The sequence below is a fragment of the Kitasatospora sp. NPDC022856 genome (assembly GCF_055561235.1).
Genome location: NZ_JBVHHE010000013.1, coordinates 239188 through 255397, shown reverse-complemented (window position 1 = coordinate 255397; position 16210 = coordinate 239188). Strand labels below are relative to the sequence as shown.

Below are 16210 nucleotides of genomic sequence, written 5' to 3'. Positions count from 1 at the left end.
CGGCCGGGCCCCTGTCGCAGCCCCGGAGCGGTCCGGCGAGCGGCCCGGCCGACAAGCCGATGAACGACCCCGATGAACGACCCCGAACGAGCGGCCCTGATCCGGCTCGCGGACAAGAGAGGAGATGACGACGTGTTCGACGCGGACGCCTACCTCCGGCGCATCGGTTGCGCCGGGCAGACGCGCGTGGACATCGAGACGCTGCGCACCCTGCACAAGCGGCATCTCATGGCGATCCCGTACAACATCGCCGCCCAGGACTTCACCGACGGCATCAACCTCGTCGACCTCGACGAGGACGCCGTGTTCGAGACGGCCGTCGTCGAGGGACGGGGCGGCACCTGCTTCCAGCTGAACCGGCTGTTCTTCCGGCTGCTGGGCACCCTCGGCTACGAGGTCTCCCTGATGGCGGCCAGTACCGCCGAGGGCAGGGAGAACTTCGGCACCGAGATCGAGCACATGTTCGTCCGGGTGGCGCTGGACGGCGCCGAGTGGCTGGTCGACGTGGGCTACCCGGGGCCGTCCTACCTCGAACCGCTGCTCGTCACCGACGCGGTGCAGACCCAGTACGGCTGCCAGTACCGGCTGGTGGACCGGGGCGACGGTGAGACGGCGCTGCAGCGCCGGGGGCGGGTGACCCGCTGGAGCGTCGTCTACACCTTCAAGCTGCTGCCCCGGCGGTGGAGCGACTGGAAGGCACTGGAGGACCGCGCCCGGGAGAACCCGGCGCCGCCCCCCGAGGGGGACATGCAGGGCGTCCTCTACGGCCGGGCGTTCGAGGACGGCCAGGCCGTCCTGAAGGGCCGCCGGCACCTGACGGTCCGGGACGGACGGGAGCGGGTGCGCACCGTCGTCGACGACGACGAGCACCGTGTGCTCGTCGGCACGATCGTGTCCGGGGACCTCCCCTGACCGGCGGGAACACCGCCGGGAGCACTTCCGGCAGCACCATTCGCAGACGATGTACGACAATTCTGGAAGGGAATCCAATGGCGAAGAACTCGGCCGATGTGGTTGTCATCGGCGGCGGCCCGGCCGGCGCGGTCAGCGCCTTTGTCCTGGCCAAGCAGGGTCATTCCGTGGTGCTCCTGGAGCGCGACGAGTTTCCGCGCTTCCACATCGGTGAGTCCCTGCTGCCCTACATGATGGGGCTTTTCGACCGGATCGGCCTGCGCGAGGCGCTGGAATCCCGCGGATACGTCCCGAAGTTCGGTGGCGAATTCATCGACCCGACGGAGAAGAAGTTCTTCTCGGGCGTCTTCCGCGCGGACTTCAGCAAGCAGGGCGAGGGGCGCTTCGACCGCGCCTTCCAGGTCGAGCGGGCCCGGTTCGACGCGATGCTCGTCGAGGAGGCGGCCAAGGCGGGCGCCGAGGTCCACCTGGGCGCCGGCGTCAAGGACCTGCTGATGGAGGGCGACCGGATGGTCGGCGTCAGCTACGAGAAGGACGGCGAGGAGCACGAGGTCCGGGCGACCTACGTGATCGACGCCAGCGGCCGGTCCGGGCGGATCGCCAACAAGTTCGGGCTCCGCAAGACGCTGGAGAAGCTCCGGATGGTCGGGGTGTTCCGGCACTACGAGGGCCTCGACGAGAAGCACAACCTCGGGGCCGAGGGCGACATCCAGGTCGGCGCGCACAACGACGGCTGGGTGTGGGCGATCCCGATCTCCAAGGAGGTCATCAGCGTCGGCACCGTGATGCCGCGTGACACCTTCCGGGCGGCGGGCTCGCCGGAGGCGGCGTTCGACGAGCACCTGAACCGGGTGCCGCGGATCACCGCGCGGCTCACCGGCACCCGGCCGAGCATGGACCTCAAGATCGAGACCGACTACTGCTACCACGCGGACACCGTCACCGGCCCCGGCTGGGTGATGGTCGGCGACGCGGGCTGCTTCGGCGACCCGATGTTCTCCGGCGGCGTGCTGGTCGCGACCGCCACCGCCACCCGCGCCGCCGAGACCCTCGACGCGGCGCTGAAGTCCCCGGCGGACGCCGACGCGCTGATCGACGAGTACTCGAACTACTTCAAGACCGGGTACGACACCTACATCCGGCTGATCCACGCCTTCTACGACGGTGAGCTGGTCTCGGTGGCCGCCGACGCCGGCCGGACCACCTCCCGCGACGCGCTGGAGCGCTACCTGATCCGGCTGATCGGCGGCGACTTCTGGAGCGAGCACAACGCCGTCGCCCAGGAGATGCGCCGGCGCCCGGAGTGGGACACCTTCGCGCCGTTCCAGCGGGTCTTCGGCTGCCCGTCCTACCCGCAGCTCGACGAGCACGACCGCAAGGAGCGGGCCGAGGCCCGCATCCTGCGGGTGACCACCGGCCAGTAACGGCCGGGCACGTCCTGCGCACGCCCGGGATCCCGGCGGCCGACCGCCGCCGGGGCCCCGGGCGCGGGTCCGGGCCCGGGTGGCACCGGAGCAGGGGCCCCACCGCGGGCGCACCACCGAAGAGTCGGCGTTCGACGTTCTACAGGACAGGTTGAAGCGGCGTGAGAGAACAAGTTCCGGTGCGCATCGGCGACCGTTCGTACGACGTGCTCATCGGCCCGGGAGTGCGCTCCTCGCTGGCCGAGGTGATCCGGGGGCTCGGTGCCCGGCGGGTGGCGGTGGTGTCGGCGCGCCCCGCCCAGTGGGTGCCCGACACGGGTGTCGAGACCCTGCTGCTGCCCGCCCGGGACGGCGAGCCGGACAAGAACCTCGCCACCGTCGAGGCGCTCTGCGCGGAGTTCGTGCGGTTCGGGCTGACCCGCTCCGACGCCGTGGTCTCCTGCGGCGGCGGCACCACCACCGACGTGGTCGGCCTGGCGGCGGCCCTCTACCACCGCGGGGTGCCCGTCGTGCACCTGCCGACCACGCTGCTGGCCCAGGTGGACGCCAGCGTCGGCGGCAAGACGGCGGTCAACCTGCCGTCCGGCAAGAACCTGGTGGGCGCCTACTGGCAGCCCGCCGCGGTGCTCTGCGACACCGACTACCTGGCGACGCTGCCGCACCGCGAGATGCTCAACGGCCTCGGCGAGATCGCCCGGTGCCACTTCATCGGCGCCGGCGACCTGCGCCCGCTGGCCCTGGCGGACCGGATCGCCGCCAGCGTGACGCTCAAGGCCGGCATCGTCTCGGCCGACGAACGCGACACCGGACTTCGGCACCTGCTCAACTACGGCCACACCCTGGGCCACGCCCTGGAGGTGGCCACCGACTTCGCACTGCGCCACGGCGAGGCGGTCGCCGTCGGCACCGTCTTCGCGGGCCTGCTCGCGGGCGTCCTGGACCGGATCGACCCCGCCCGGGTGGACGAGCACCGGGCGGTCGTCGCCTCCTACGGCCTGCCCGGCGCGCTGCCCGAGGGCGTGCGGCCGGGCGAACTGGTCGAGCTGATGCGGCGGGACAAGAAGGCCCTCAGCGGGCTGGCCTTCGTGCTGGACGGCCCGGCGGGCGCGGAACTGGTCCACGACGTGCCCGAGCGGGCCGTCCTGGAGGCCCTGGCGCGGATGCCGCGCCGGCCGCTCGCCCGGCTCGTCGGGCACGGCGCCGACGGGCCCGCCGGGACGGGGGCGGCGGTGTCATGAGGTACTCACCACGGCGGCCGCCCGGCGGCCCGCCTGCCGCGCGGACCGGCCCGGCGGAACGGCTGCTCGCCGACCGCCTCGCCGCCGCGCTGGCCAGGCCCGCCGCGCAGCAGCCCGGCTGGCCGGACCGGGCCCGCGCGCAGGAGGTCGTCGCCCGGCTGCGCGCCGCCGCACCGATCGTCACGCCCGCCGAGACCGCCCGGCTCGCCGAGCGGCTGGCGGCCGTCGCCCGGGGCGAGGCCTTCCTGCTCCAGGGCGGCGACTGCGCGGAGACCTTCGCCGACAACACCGAGCCGCACCTGCGCGCCAACCTCGGCCTGCTGCAGCGGATGGCCCTGGTGCTCGCCCACACCACCGGGCTGCCGGTGGTGCCGGTCGCCCGGGCCGCCGGCCAGTACGCCAAGCCGCGCTCCCACCAGGTCGACGCCCACGGCCTGCCGGTCTACCGGGGCGACATCGTCAACGGCGTCGAACCCACGCCCGCCGCCCGCACCCCGGACCCGGAGCGGATGCTGCGGGCCCACGCCGAGGCCTCGCGGACGGTGGCCATCGCCCGCCGGCTCCGCCGGGACGGCCTGGGCGACCCGCACGCGCTGCACGCCGAGAACCTCCGCTTCGTCCGCGACGCGCCCGGGGGCCACCGGTACGCGCCGGCGGCCGAGGAGATCGGCCGCGGCCTGGGCCTCCCGGCCGGCCCGGGAGCCGACGGCGGGACGGCGCCCGGGAGCGAGGTCTACGTCAGCCACGAGGCCCTGCTGCTGGACTACGAGAGCGCCCTGCTCCGGGTGACGGACGACGGGCCGGAGCCGCTGTACTCCAGCGGACTGGCGCACTTCCTCTGGATCGGCGAGCGCACCCGCGGGCCCGAGGACGCGCACATCGCCTTCGCGGAGCTGCTGGCCAACCCGATCGGCGTGAAGATCGGCCCGGGCACCACCCCCGAGCAGGCGGTCGAGTACGTGCGCCGGCTCGACCCGCACGGCACCCCCGGGCGGCTGACGCTGATCAGCCGGATGGGGCACGCGCGGGTCCGCGAGGTGCTCCCGCCGATCGTCGAGAAGGTCACCGCCTCCGGCCACCAGGTGGTCTGGCAGTGCGACCCGATGCACGGCAACTCCCGCACCGCGGACAACGGGTACAAGACCCGCCACTACGACCACGTCGTCGAGGAGATCGCCGGCTTCCTCGACGTCCACCGCGCGCTCGGCACCCACCCCGGCGGCCTCCACCTGGAGTCGACCGGCGAGGACGTCACCGAGTGCCTCGGCGGCGCCCGGGGGATCGCCGAGCACGAGCTGCCCGGCAACTACCGGACCGCCTGCGATCCGCGCCTGAACGCCGAGCAGTCGATGGAACTCGCCTTCACCGTCGCGGAGATGTTCGCGGAGACGGTCGCACAGGGCACCGCACCCCGCCCCGGGAGGCCACGATGACCGACGCCCCGCAGCACGCCGTCCCGCCCGGCCCGCCGATCGGCGGGGCCACCCGGCTGTACGCCGTCCTCGGCGACCCGGTCGCCCAGGTGCAGTCACCCGGGCTGCTGAACCCGCTGTTCGCCCGGCTCGGCATCGACGCGGTGCTCGTCCCGGTGCACGCCCGGCCGGGGGACCTGGCCACGGTGGTCCGCGGCCTGCAGCACATCGGCAACCTGGACGGCCTGTTCGTCACCGTGCCGCACAAGGCCGCCGCCGCCGGCCTCGCCGACCGGCGCAGCCGCACCGTGGAGATCACCGGCACCGCCAACGTGCTGCGCCGCGAACCCGACGGCGGCTGGCTCGCCGAGAACTTCGACGGCTCCGGCTTCGTCGCGGGCCTGGCGCGGGCCGGCCACGACGTCCGCGGCCGCCGGGTCGCGCTGGCCGGCGCCGGCGGGGCGGGCAGCGCCATCGCGGCCGCCGTGCTCGCCGCGGGCGCGGAGCGGCTCGCCGTCACCGACCCGGACGGGCCCCGGCTGGCCGCGCTCGTCGCACGGCTGGCCGAGCACTGGCCCGGCCGGGTCCGGGCCTCGGCCGAACCGCCCCTGCACGACAGCGACATCGCGGTGAACGCCAGCCCGCTGGGCCTGCGCCCGGGCGACCCGCTGCCGTTCCGGCCGGACGCCCTCGCGCCCGGCGCCGTGGTGGCGGACATCATCATGCAACCGAGGGAGACGCCGCTGCTGCGGCTGGCGGCCGCCCTGGGGTTCGACGTCCACCACGGAATCCACATGCTGAACGGTCAGGTGGACGAGTACCGCGCATTCTTCGGGCTGCGCTGACGGGTGATCGGCAGGTCGGGGCCGACGACTACCAGAACGAGGGATGCGGGCCGCCGAGGGCGGCGCCTACTGTGAGGCCGCAATACCTTGCGTGAAATCCCAGGGGCCATTGTTCCGCTCTTCCGTCGGCCACGCGCCCCGCCCGCTCAATCCCGCCAGGCCGTCCAAAAGCGGAGACCAGTTCGTAGCGGAGATTTGGAGAGACATGAACGCGCGACCGGCACCGGAATTCCCCTCCTGGCCGCAGTACGACGACGACGAGCGGAGCGGCCTGATACGCGCTCTGGAGCAGGGCCAGTGGTGGCGCATGGGCGGGGACGAGGTGAACTCCTTCGAGCGCGAGTTCGCCGACCACCACGGCGCACCGCACGCCCTGGCGGTCACCAACGGCACGCACGCGCTGGAGCTGGCGCTGCAGTGTCTGGGCGCCGGCCCGGGCACCGAGGTCATCGTGCCGGGCTTCACCTTCATCTCCTCCTCCCAGGCCGCCCAACGGCTCGGCGCGGTCGCCGTCCCCGTCGACGTCGACCCGGTGACCTACAACATCGACGTGGCGGCCGTGGCCGCCGCGATCACCCCGCGCACCCGGGTGATCATGCCCGTGCACATGGCCGGGCTCATCGCGGACATGGACGCCCTCGGCAAGCTCTCCGAGTCCACCGGCGTCCCGCTGCTCCAGGACGCCGCGCACGCGCACGGCGCGCGCTGGCAGGGCAAGCGGGTCGGCGAGCTCGGCTCGGTGGCCGCCTTCAGCTTCCAGAACGGCAAGCTGATGACCGCCGGCGAGGGCGGCGCCCTGCTGTTCCCCGAGTCGGAGCTGTACGAGGCCGCGTTCCTGCGGCACAGCTGCGGCCGGCCGCGCACCGACCGCCGGTACTTCCACCAGATCGCCGGCACCAACATGCGGCTCAACGAGTTCTCGGCCTCCGTGCTCCGCGCCCAGCTGCGCCGCCTCGACGCCCAGACCGACCTGCGCGAGGAGCGCTGGAACCTGCTGTCCGGCCTGCTCGGCGCGATCGACGGCGTCGTCCCCCAGGGCAGCGACCCGCGGGCCGACCGCAACTCGCACTACATGGCGATGTTCCGGATCCCCGGCATCTCCGAGGAGGGCCGCAACGAGCTCGTCGACCGCCTGGTCGACGCCGGCCTGCCGGCCTTCGCCGCGTTCCGCGCGATCTACCGCACCGACGCGTTCTGGGAGACCGCCGCCCCCGACGAGACCCCGGAGGCGGTCGCCGAGCGCTGCCCCAACACCGAGGCCGTCAGCCGGGACTGCGTCTGGCTGCACCACCGCGTCCTGCTCGCCTCCGAGGAGGCCCTGCACGCCACCGCCGCGATCGTCGCCGACGCAGTGGCAGCCCTGTGAGGCATCGCGCCGCCGTCGTCGGGCTCGGCTGGGCCGGCCGGGAGCTCTGGCTCTCGCGGCTCAGGACGCACGAGGACTTCGACGTGGTCGCCGTCGTCGACCCCGACCCGGCGCTGCGGGCGGCGGTCGGCGAGGCGACGGGCATCCCCGCCCACGCGGCGGTGGACGCGCTGCACCCCGAGGACGTCGACGTCGCCGTCGTCGCCGTGCCCAACCACCTGCACGCCGAGGTGGCCGCGGCGCTGCTGCGGCGAGGCCTCGCGGTCTTCCTGGAGAAGCCGGTCTGCCTGACCTCCGCCGAGGCGGACGACCTGGCGCGGGCCGAGCTCGACGGCGGCATGCTGCTGGCCGGCAGCGCCGCCCGGCACCGCGCCGACGTCCGCGAACTGGCCGCGCTCGTCCCCGACCTGGGGCGGGTGCGGCACGTCGACCTGTCGTGGGTGCGGGCCCGCGGCGTCCCGAAGGCCGGCGGCTGGTTCACCCGGCGCAGCACGGCCGGCGGCGGGGTGCTGGTCGACCTCGGCTGGCACCTGCTGGACGCGCTGGCCGCCCTGGTCGGGCCGGCCGAGTTCGCCCAGGTGGTCGGCGCGACCTCCGACGACTTCGTCAACGTCGGCGCCTGGTCCGCCGCCTGGCGCCAGGACCGGCCCGCCGACGCGCTCACCGGCGACGTGGAGGACACCGCCCGCGGCTTCCTGGTCCGCGAGGACGGCATCTCCGTCTCGCTGCGGGCCAGTTGGGCCTCCCACGAGGCCCTGGACGTCTCCCGGATCGTGGTCGAGGGCAGCGCCGGCAGCGCGGAACTGCGCTGCACCTTCGGCTTCAGCCCCAACCGGCAGCCCGAGCCGGTCCTGACCCTGACCCGGGAGGGCACCACCCGTCGGATCGCCGTGCCGGCGGAGCCGATCGGGGCCGAGTACCGGCGCCAACTGGACGGCCTCGGGGCACTGCTGGCCGACCCCGCCCATCGCGGCCGGGCCATCGCGCAGGCGCGTGGCACGGTCCAGCTCATCGAGAGTTTCTACGAGTCGGCCCGCGTTGCCGGCCGGGCGCGATCCGCCCGTCCCGCAGCCGCCCACGAGGAGGTGAGGACCTCATGACCGCCACATCGGCACCCGGGTCCGCCACGACCACGGACAGAGCAGCGAACCCCCGGCAGGCGGTCGTCTTCGACCTGGACGGGGTCATCGTCGACAGTTTCGCCGTGATGGGCCAGGCGTTCTCCATCGCCTACGCCGAGATCGTCGGCGGCGGCCCGGCGCCCTTCGAGGAGTACCAGCGCCACCAGGGCCGCTACTTCCCCGACATCATGCGGATCATGGGCCTGCCGCTGGAGATGGAGGCGCCCTTCGTCCGCGAGAGCTACCGGCTCGCGCACCAGGTGCAGGTCTTCGACGGCATCCCCGAACTGCTCCAGGAGCTCCGTGACCGGGGCCTGCGGATGGCCGTGGCCACCGGCAAGGCCGGCGACCGGGCCCGCTCCCTGCTCGACGGCCTGGGCCTGCTCCCGTACTTCGCCCACGTGATCGGCTCCGACGAGGTGGCCCGGCCCAAGCCCGCCCCCGACATCGTGCTGCGCGCGCTGGAGCTGCTGGACGTACCCGCCGACCAGGCCATCATGATCGGTGACGCGCCGACCGACCTGGCCAGCGCCCGCGGCGCCGGCGTCGCCTCCGCCGCCGCCCTCTGGGCCGGTCCGGACGAGGCCGAGCTGCTCGCGGCCGGCCCCGACGTGGTGCTGCGCCGCCCGGTCGAGCTGCTCGCCCTCTGCCCGGCCCTCAGCGAGCGCTGACCCGACCGCGCGGAGGCGGCACACCATGCGGACCGGCGAGAACGGACCGGCACTGGGGCCCGGCGGCGCGGCGGACGCCGAGGAGGCGCCGCGCTACCTCGGCATCGACGTCGGCGGCACCAAGGTCGCCCTGCGGGCGGAGTCGGCGACGGGCCGGGCCGAGGAGACCTCCTTCGCCTGGGGCCCGGGCCGCGACGCCGACCACGACCTGGCCCGGCTCGCCGAGCACGTCGGCGCGCTGGCGGCCCGGTCGGGCGCGCCCTTCCGGGCCGTCGGTGTCGCGATGCCCGCCACCGTCGGCCCGGACGAGCGGGTCACCGCCTGGCCCAGCCGGCCGGAGTGGACCGGTCTGCCCCTGGGCCCGGCGCTGCGGGCGCTGTTCCCCGGGGCGGCCGTCGTCTGGGCGGACGACGGGGACCTCGCGGCCCTCGCCGAGGCCGAGGCGGCGGCCTGCGCCGACCTCCTCTACCTGGGCGTCGGCACCGGCGTCGGCGGCGGCCTCGTGCTCGGCGGCCGGCTCTGCCCGGGCCCGGCGCACGGCTCCTTCGAACTCGGCCACCTGGTCGTCGAACTGGACGGCCCGGTCTGCGTCTGCGGCCGCCGGGGGTGCCTCCAGGCGACCGCCTCCGGGCCCGCCACCCTGGCCCGCGCCGAGCGGCTGCGCGGCGCGCCCGTCACCTTCGACGAGCTGCGGGCGGGGCTGCGGGCCGGGCAGTCCTGGGCCGTCACGGCACTCGACCGGACCGGCCGCGCCCTGGCCGCCGCCGCCGTGGGCGTGGCGGAGCTGCTCCACCCCCGGCTCGCCGTGCTCGGCGGCGGCTTCGCGGCCGGGATCCCCGAACTCGCCGACCGGACGGCCGAGCACCTCGCCGCGCTCGCCCGGCCGGGCCTGGCCCCGCTGCCGGTCGCCCCGGCCCGGCTGGGCGGGCTCTCCTCGCTGCGCGGCGCCGTGCTGCTGGCCCGCGGGCAGTAGGGCGCGGGACGGCCCGCCCGGACCAGCCGGTCCGGGCGGGCCGTCGCCGCGTCAGCCCCCGTGGCCCGCCGCGCCCGCCGGTACGGCGGCTGTCAGCCCGGCCCGCAGCCCGTCCACCAGCGCGGCCGCGCCCGCCGGCTCGCCGGCCGCGCCGAACACGTGGTAGTCCGGGCGGACCAGCAGCGCGCTCGCCCCGTACCGCGCCAGGTAGGCCCCGTAGACGCCGTCCGTGTCCACCACCCGGACCTCGCCCGACTCCCCGGCGCCGCCGTCCCCCTGCCCGTCCCGGGTCCGGCCGGCCGGCAGCAGCCGCACCACGTGCGCCCGCAGCCCGGCCAGGAAGGAGAGCCGCTCCGCGCCGAGCCGGGCGTCCGCCCCGGGCGCGAGCAGCAGCACGAAGCCGCGCCCGACCACCTCGTCGAACAGGCCGCGGCCGCCGGGCCCGTCGACCACCCCCTGCGGCACGACCTCGCCGGCCGGCCTGAGCGGTCCGTCGCCCCCGCCGCCGTACAGCAGGCCCTCGGTGAGGGGCTTGGCCGGCTCCGGCCGGGTCGGGCCCCGGCCGTGCCGGTTGGCCAGCACCGTGGCGTCCCGCTCGGCGGCGGCGGCCGGGTCGGTCACGCAGATCACCCGGCCCAGCTGGACCGAGGCCAGGATCGACTCCCTGACCTGCGCCCGGCGTTCCCCGGTGTAGGTGTCCAGCACCGCCTCGTCGGCGAGACCCCGCAGCACGAGGTCAAGCTTCCACGACAGGTTGACCACGTCCCGGATGCCCGAGCACATGCCCTGCCCGGCGAACGGCGGCATCAGATGGGCCGCGTCACCGGCCAGCAGCACCCGGCCCGCCCGCCAGCGGTCGGCCCACCGGGCCTGGAACATGTAGGTGGTGCTGCGCAGCAGGGTGGCGGTGTCCGGCGTGACCCCGAACGGGGCGAGCAGCCGCCAGGCCGTCTCCTCGCGGTTCAGCTCGGCGGCCCGCTCGCCCGGCAGCCGCATGAACTCCCAGCGCCGGTGCCCGGGGCCGCTGCCCACCAGCGTGGTGGGCCGGGCCGGGTCGCAGATCTGCAGGTTGGTCGGTACGAACGCCCGCGGCTCGCGCAGTTCTACGTCGCACAGCAGCCACTCGTAGGAGAAGCCGAGGTCGGTGACGGGGACGTCGAGGTGGTCCCGGACGAAGCTGTTGGCGCCGTCGCAGCCGACCACCCAGCGGGCCGAGACCGTCCGCGCCGCGCCGTCCTCGTCCTCGGCCGTCACCAGGACCCGGTCGCCGTGGTCGGCGATCCCGACGACCTGCCGGCCGCGCTCCACGGTGATCCCGGGCAGCCGCGCGGTCCGGGCGGCCAGCAGCTCCTCCAGGGCGGGCTGGTGCATGGTGTTGGCATCCGGCCAGCCGTACGGGCCCGGGGTCCGGAACTCGATGTCCAGCAGGGTCTCGCCGTCCGCCGTCCGCCACTGGTAGCCGGAGGCCGGTTCGGTGATCCGGCCGAGGTCCGGGCCGATCCCGCAGGCGGCGAGCAGCCGGGCGGTCTCCCCGTCGAAGCTGGTCGCCCGGGGCAGTGTGTACGGGCGCCGGCGGCGTTCCAGCACGGTCGTCCGCCAGCCGTGCTGGGCGAGCAGGACGGCGAGCGCGGCCCCGATCGGCCCGTTGCCGACGACGACCACGTCCGTGTCCGTCGGGCCGGTCGGGGGCTCGTGCGGTGACACCTTGGGCATAGGGACCCCTCATCGCAGGGAGGCGGCGGACCGGTGCGGACCGGTGCACGGCGGGTGGGCACGGCGGCGGGAACACGGCGGAGGAGCGCGCAGGCGCTGCTCGGACGCCGCGGCGGCTGCGCGCGACAACGGGGCGCGACAGCCCTGGCAGGAACATCGGAAGACTACTACCGCGACCCGCGTGAAGCGTCAACGTCCGCCCCGGCTATCAGATCGGGGGATACCACGACCGGTCTTGATCGGCCTACTGTGCGGACGTCCCGAAGAATCCGGGGACCCGTGCGCAGTCCGCCCGCCACCGCCTTCCGGCGTGGGCCCGCGGCCGCGCCACGGACCGTTGCCCGAAGGGAAGATCCGGCATGGCCCAAGCGACGACCGCCCACTACGAGAAGTGGGTCAGTGTCTTCCACCCGGTGCCGACGAGCACCGTGCGGCTCGTCTGCCTGCCCTACGCCGGCGGGTCCGCGAGCTTCTTCTTCCCGGTGTCGCGGGTGCTCGCCCCGAAGGGGATCGAGGTGCTGGCGATCCAGTACCCGGGCCGTCAGATGCGCCACCAGGAGCCGGGCATCGACAACATCCCCGAGTTCGCGGACGAGATCTTCGCGGCGGTGCGCCACCTGGACGACAAGCCGCTGGCGCTGTTCGGCCACAGCATGGGCGCGGTGCTCGCGTACGAGGTGGCCCTGCGCCTGCGGCGGGCCGGACTCCCGGCACCGGTACGCCTGTTCGCCTCCGGCCGGCGGGCGCCGTCCCGCTACCGCGACGAGAACGTCCACACCGGCTCGGACGCCGACGTGGTGGCCGAGCTCAAGGCGCTGAGCGGTACCAGCCAGCTCATGCTGGCCGATCCGGAGAACCTGGCGATGATCCTGCCGGCCATCCGCAGCGACTACACCGCCATCGAGCGCTACCGGCACGACCCCGACCAGCGGCTGGACTGCCCGCTGACGGTGCTCGCCGGCGACAGCGACCCGCGGGTGTCGATCGACGAGGCGCGGGCCTGGGAGGAGCACACCACCGGGGCGACCGAGCTGGAGGTCCTCCCCGGCGGACACTTCTTCCTCGCCGACCGGAGCGCCGAGGTGATCGAGCTGCTGGCCCGGAGACTCACCGGGCAGGACGCCGCAACCAACCGCTGAACCACCTCCTGGAATGGGTCGACATGCGAACCGCCGCACCCGTGCCGACGATCGGTCAGCACTCGCTCCTGGTGTTCCTCCTCCAGGTCGCCGTGCTGCTCCTCCTGGCACTCGTCCTCGGCCGGCTGGCCCAGCGCTTCAACCTGCCCGCGGTGGCCGGTGAGCTGTGCGCGGGCGTCCTGCTCGGGCCCTCGGTCCTCGAACCGCTGCTGCCGGGCTTCTCCGACTGGCTGCTGCCGCAGAAGCCGGACCAGCTGCACCTGCTGGACGCCGTCGGGCAGCTCGGCGTGCTGCTGCTCGTCGGGGTCACCGGCGCGGAGCTGAAGTTCGCCCTGGTCCGCCGGCGCGGGCTGACCGCGGCGCGGGTCAGCATCGCCGGCCTGCTGCTGCCGCTGGGCCTCGGGATCGGCACCGGCTACCTGCTGCCGCGGTCCTTCCTGCCGAGCGGCGCGGACCCGGCGGTGTTCGCGCTCTTCCTCGGCGTGGCGATGTGCGTCACGGCGATCCCGGTGATCGCCAAGACCCTGCTGGACATGAAGCTGCTGCACCGCGACATCGGCCAGCTCATCCTGGCCGCGGGCGTGGTCGACGACGTGGTGGGCTGGTTCCTGCTCTCCGTCGTCTCGGCGATGGCCACCGCCGGGCTGACCGCCGGGGTGGTCACCACCGCGGTGCTGTACCCGATCGGCGTGGTGGTCTTCGCCCTGGTGGTCGGCCGCCCGCTGGTCGGCCGGGCCCTGCGCGCGGCCGGCCGGTCGGAGGGCCCGATGCCGACGATCGCCACCGCCGTGGTGCTGGTGCTGTTCAGCGCGGCGGCGACGCAGGCGATGCACCTGGAGGCCATCTTCGGCGCCTTCGTCTGCGGTGTGCTGATCGGCACCAGCGGCGAGCTGGACCCGGCGAAGCTGGAGCCGCTGCGGACCACGGTGCTGGCCTTCCTGGCCCCGCTCTTCTTCGCCACCGCCGGCCTGCGGATGGACCTCACCGCGCTGGGCCGCCCGATCGTCCTGGGCGTCGCGGTCGCGGTGCTCGCCGTGGCGATCTTCGGCAAGTTCGTGGGGGCCTTCATCGGGGCCAGGCTCAGCCGGCTCAACCGCTGGGAGGCGCTGGCGCTCGGTGCCGGGATGAACTCCCGCGGCGTCGTGGAGGTGATCGTCGCGATGACCGGCCTGCGGCTCGGCGTCCTGAACACCGAGACGTACACCATCATCATCCTCGTCGCGATCGTGACCTCGCTGATGGCGCCGCCCATCCTGCGGTACGCGATGACCCGCGCCGAGGAGGTGGCCGGGGCCGAACTCGGCCTGGGCGACCAGCACACCGACCCGGTACAGACCCCCGACCGGGCACCCGGCGCGATCCGCGTCTCCGACCAGCGAGGTGACTCATGACCACGATGCTTCTCCTGAACGGCCCCAACCTCGGGATCCTCGGCCAGCGCGAGCCGGAGATCTACGGCACCGACACGCTGGCCGACATCGAGAAGGCCGTCGCCGAGGAGGTGAGCGGCGTGGGCTGGGAGGTCCGCTCGATCCAGCACGACTCCGAGGGCGACCTCGTCCGGGCCATCCACGAGCACCGGCTCAGCAGTGTCGGCGCGGTGGTCAACCCCGGCGCGCTGATGATCGCCGGGTGGAGCCTGCGCGACGCGCTGGCGAGCTATCCGCAGCCCTGGGTCGAGGTGCACCTGAGCAACGTCTGGGCGCGCGAGCAGTTCCGGCACGAGTCGGTGATCGCCCCGCTGGCCGGCGGTGTGGTGGTCGGGCTCGGCGCCTTCGGCTACCGCCTGGCGGCCCGCGCCCTGGTGCACCTGACCGCCGCCGACCGCTGACGACCCGCCGGGCCGCCGCGGCCGGCCCGCCGCGTACGGCCGGGGGACACCGCCGGCCCGTCAGACACCTCCGGACCGTCCGGACCACGCGTTGAGAGGAAGACCCGGCCCATGAGGCTCAAGCTCCACGAAGTCGGCGACGGCGACAAGGTCGCCCTGCTCGTCCACAGCATCATCTCGTCGTCGGACACCTGGAGCCGGGTGGCGCCCCGGCTGGCCGACCGCGGCTACCGGGTGATCATGCCGGACCTGCGCGGCCACGGCGAGAGCCCGCAGGCCGACTCCTACTCGCCGGAGCTGCTCGCCGCCGACCTGGTGGAGTCGCTGCCGGCCGGCGCGGACCTCGCGATCGGCCACTCCTTCGGCGCCTCGGTGCTCTCGCTGGCGGTGGAGGGGCTGCGCCCGGCCAAGGTGGTCTACAGCGACCCCGCCTGGCGTTTCACCGAGAAGGCGGTCGCGGAGATCCGCGAGTTCGCCCAGTTCACCAAGGTGGCGACCGCCGAGGCCATCCGCCCGATGTTCCCGCGCTGGCAGCCCGAGGACATCGAGGCCGAGCTCGCCGGGTACGCGCGGTGGGACGTCCGGGCCGTCGACTGGCTGGAGAGCTCGCACAGCTACGTACCGGCCCGCCCGGTCGTGCCCTCGCTGGTCCAGGGCGCCGGCGACCACCACCTCGTCCCGGACGAGCTGGCCGAGACCCTGCGCGCGAGCGGGTTCGAGGTGCGGTACGTGGCGGACACCGGCCACTGCATCCACCGGGACGACCTGGACGGCTTCCTGGCCTCCCTCGAAGGCTGGATCTGACCCTATGGGCAACGGAAGTTGACGTCCAATCAGGCCGCTCGGCCGGCGACGCGACACGGTCGCCGGCCGAGCGGCCGAACGGTGATCGGCCTGCGTGGTAGTGTCGCCGCGTGAGCTCTGGCCGCCTTGATCACGCACATGAAGGCACTTCTCCGACCGACGGGAAACCGCAGGTCGTCCACGGTTCCTTCGCCCTGCAGGTCGGCTTCTCGGCGCCGCCGGAGCAGGTCTTCGCGGCCTTCGCCGAGCCCGCGCTGCGCACCCGCTGGTTCCGCCTCCCCGGCTCCTCGAAGCACGCCACCCACGCGCTGGACTTCCGGGTCGGCGGCAGCGAGGTGGCGACCAACCTGTTCGTCTCCGGGGACATCGAGGAGCGGCTCGAATACCGCTCCCGGTTCCACGACATCGTGCCCGGCGAGCGCATCGTCTACGTGTACGAGGCCCACGTGGACGGCCTGCGCCGCTGGGTCTCCCTGGTGACGCTCGAACTCGTCGCCCAGGGCGCCGGATCCCGGCTCGACTGGACCGAGCAGTACGCGTACCTGGTGCTGAGCGGGGACGGCACCCAGGACACCGCCCACCTCCAGGGCGGCACCCGGCTGATGCTCAACGGACTGTCCGCCGTGGTCGACCCGGAGCGCTACCGGGGCCTGGCGAAGATCCGCCCCGAAGAGTCCTGACCCTTCGTCAGTTTCTCGCGAGAGGCGCAGCCGGCACGGGCGGCCCCCTGTCGAGGGGGCCGCCCGGACCCCCGGCCGCGC

Annotated in this window: 15 protein-coding genes; 14 read left to right on the top strand and 1 reads right to left on the bottom strand. The window is 74.4% G+C overall.

Annotated features, from left to right (window positions below; genetic code table 11):
* Window positions 1-72: 72 nt before the first annotated feature.
* The 9 genes from ACZ34W_RS18890 to ACZ34W_RS18850 all read left to right on the top strand — a co-directional run bounded on the left by ACZ34W_RS18890 (window position 73) and on the right by ACZ34W_RS18850 (window position 9962).
* The gene (locus ACZ34W_RS18890) at window positions 73-912 is read left to right on the top strand and encodes an arylamine N-acetyltransferase (protein WP_465605496.1); all 840 of its coding nucleotides are present in this window, start codon (window positions 73-75) and stop codon (window positions 910-912) included.
* A gap of 77 nt (window positions 913-989) precedes the next feature.
* Complete coding sequence (locus ACZ34W_RS18885) at window positions 990-2336, top strand: NAD(P)/FAD-dependent oxidoreductase (RefSeq protein ID WP_329491268.1); 1347 nt, start codon at window positions 990-992, stop codon at window positions 2334-2336.
* A 161-nt stretch (window positions 2337-2497) separates the two neighbouring features.
* On the top strand, window positions 2498-3574 hold the full coding sequence (locus ACZ34W_RS18880; protein WP_359807022.1) for a 3-dehydroquinate synthase family protein: 1077 nt from the start codon (window positions 2498-2500) through the stop codon (window positions 3572-3574).
* On the top strand, window positions 3571-5007 hold the full coding sequence (locus tag ACZ34W_RS18875; RefSeq protein ID WP_465605493.1) for a 3-deoxy-7-phosphoheptulonate synthase: 1437 nt from the start codon (window positions 3571-3573) through the stop codon (window positions 5005-5007). Before ACZ34W_RS18880 ends, ACZ34W_RS18875 begins: the two co-directional genes overlap by 4 nt.
* Window positions 5004-5831, top strand: coding sequence for a shikimate dehydrogenase family protein (locus tag ACZ34W_RS18870; RefSeq protein WP_465605491.1), 828 nt, complete (start codon window positions 5004-5006; stop codon window positions 5829-5831). The genes ACZ34W_RS18875 and ACZ34W_RS18870 overlap by 4 nt, the downstream gene beginning before the upstream one ends.
* A 205-nt stretch (window positions 5832-6036) precedes the next feature.
* Entirely contained in the window at window positions 6037-7197 is a 1161-nt protein-coding gene (gene rifK, locus ACZ34W_RS18865) for a 3-amino-5-hydroxybenzoate synthase (protein ID WP_329491272.1), read from the top strand.
* Window positions 7194-8297, top strand: a complete 1104-nt coding sequence (locus ACZ34W_RS18860; RefSeq protein ID WP_329491274.1) for a Gfo/Idh/MocA family protein — start codon at window positions 7194-7196, stop codon at window positions 8295-8297. The genes rifK and ACZ34W_RS18860 overlap by 4 nt, the downstream gene beginning before the upstream one ends.
* On the top strand, window positions 8294-8989 hold the full coding sequence (locus ACZ34W_RS18855; protein ID WP_329491275.1) for an HAD-IA family hydrolase: 696 nt from the start codon (window positions 8294-8296) through the stop codon (window positions 8987-8989). Before ACZ34W_RS18860 ends, ACZ34W_RS18855 begins: the two co-directional genes overlap by 4 nt.
* A 25-nt stretch (window positions 8990-9014) precedes the next feature.
* Window positions 9015-9962 carry an ROK family protein gene (locus tag ACZ34W_RS18850; RefSeq protein WP_465605489.1) on the top strand — a complete coding sequence of 316 codons (948 nt, stop codon included), beginning with the start codon at window positions 9015-9017 and terminating at the stop codon, window positions 9960-9962.
* Window positions 9963-10013: 51 nt separating this feature from the next.
* Here ACZ34W_RS18850 and mhpA read toward each other — a convergent pair whose 3' ends face one another.
* On the bottom strand, window positions 10014-11675 hold the full coding sequence (gene mhpA / locus ACZ34W_RS18845) for a bifunctional 3-(3-hydroxy-phenyl)propionate/3-hydroxycinnamic acid hydroxylase MhpA (RefSeq protein WP_465605487.1): 1662 nt from the start codon (window positions 11673-11675) through the stop codon (window positions 10014-10016).
* 359 nt (window positions 11676-12034) lie between these two features.
* Here mhpA and ACZ34W_RS18840 point away from each other — a divergent pair, with 359 nt between their 5' ends.
* From ACZ34W_RS18840 to ACZ34W_RS18820, 5 genes are all read left to right on the top strand, one after another.
* Window positions 12035-12814, top strand: a complete 780-nt coding sequence (locus ACZ34W_RS18840) for a thioesterase II family protein (protein ID WP_329491278.1) — start codon at window positions 12035-12037, stop codon at window positions 12812-12814.
* 23 nt (window positions 12815-12837) lie between these two features.
* On the top strand, window positions 12838-14205 hold the full coding sequence (locus tag ACZ34W_RS18835) for a cation:proton antiporter (RefSeq protein ID WP_359807038.1): 1368 nt from the start codon (window positions 12838-12840) through the stop codon (window positions 14203-14205).
* Entirely contained in the window at window positions 14202-14645 is a 444-nt protein-coding gene (locus ACZ34W_RS18830) for a type II 3-dehydroquinate dehydratase (protein WP_329491280.1), read from the top strand. Before ACZ34W_RS18835 ends, ACZ34W_RS18830 begins: the two co-directional genes overlap by 4 nt.
* 111 nt (window positions 14646-14756) lie before the next feature.
* Window positions 14757-15449: an alpha/beta fold hydrolase gene (locus ACZ34W_RS18825; RefSeq protein ID WP_465605484.1), complete on the top strand. Its 693-nt coding sequence runs from the start codon at window positions 14757-14759 to the stop codon at window positions 15447-15449.
* Between the two features lie 110 nt (window positions 15450-15559).
* The gene (locus tag ACZ34W_RS18820; RefSeq protein WP_465605482.1) at window positions 15560-16129 is read left to right on the top strand and encodes an SRPBCC domain-containing protein; all 570 of its coding nucleotides are present in this window, start codon (window positions 15560-15562) and stop codon (window positions 16127-16129) included.
* Window positions 16130-16210 lie beyond the last annotated feature (81 nt).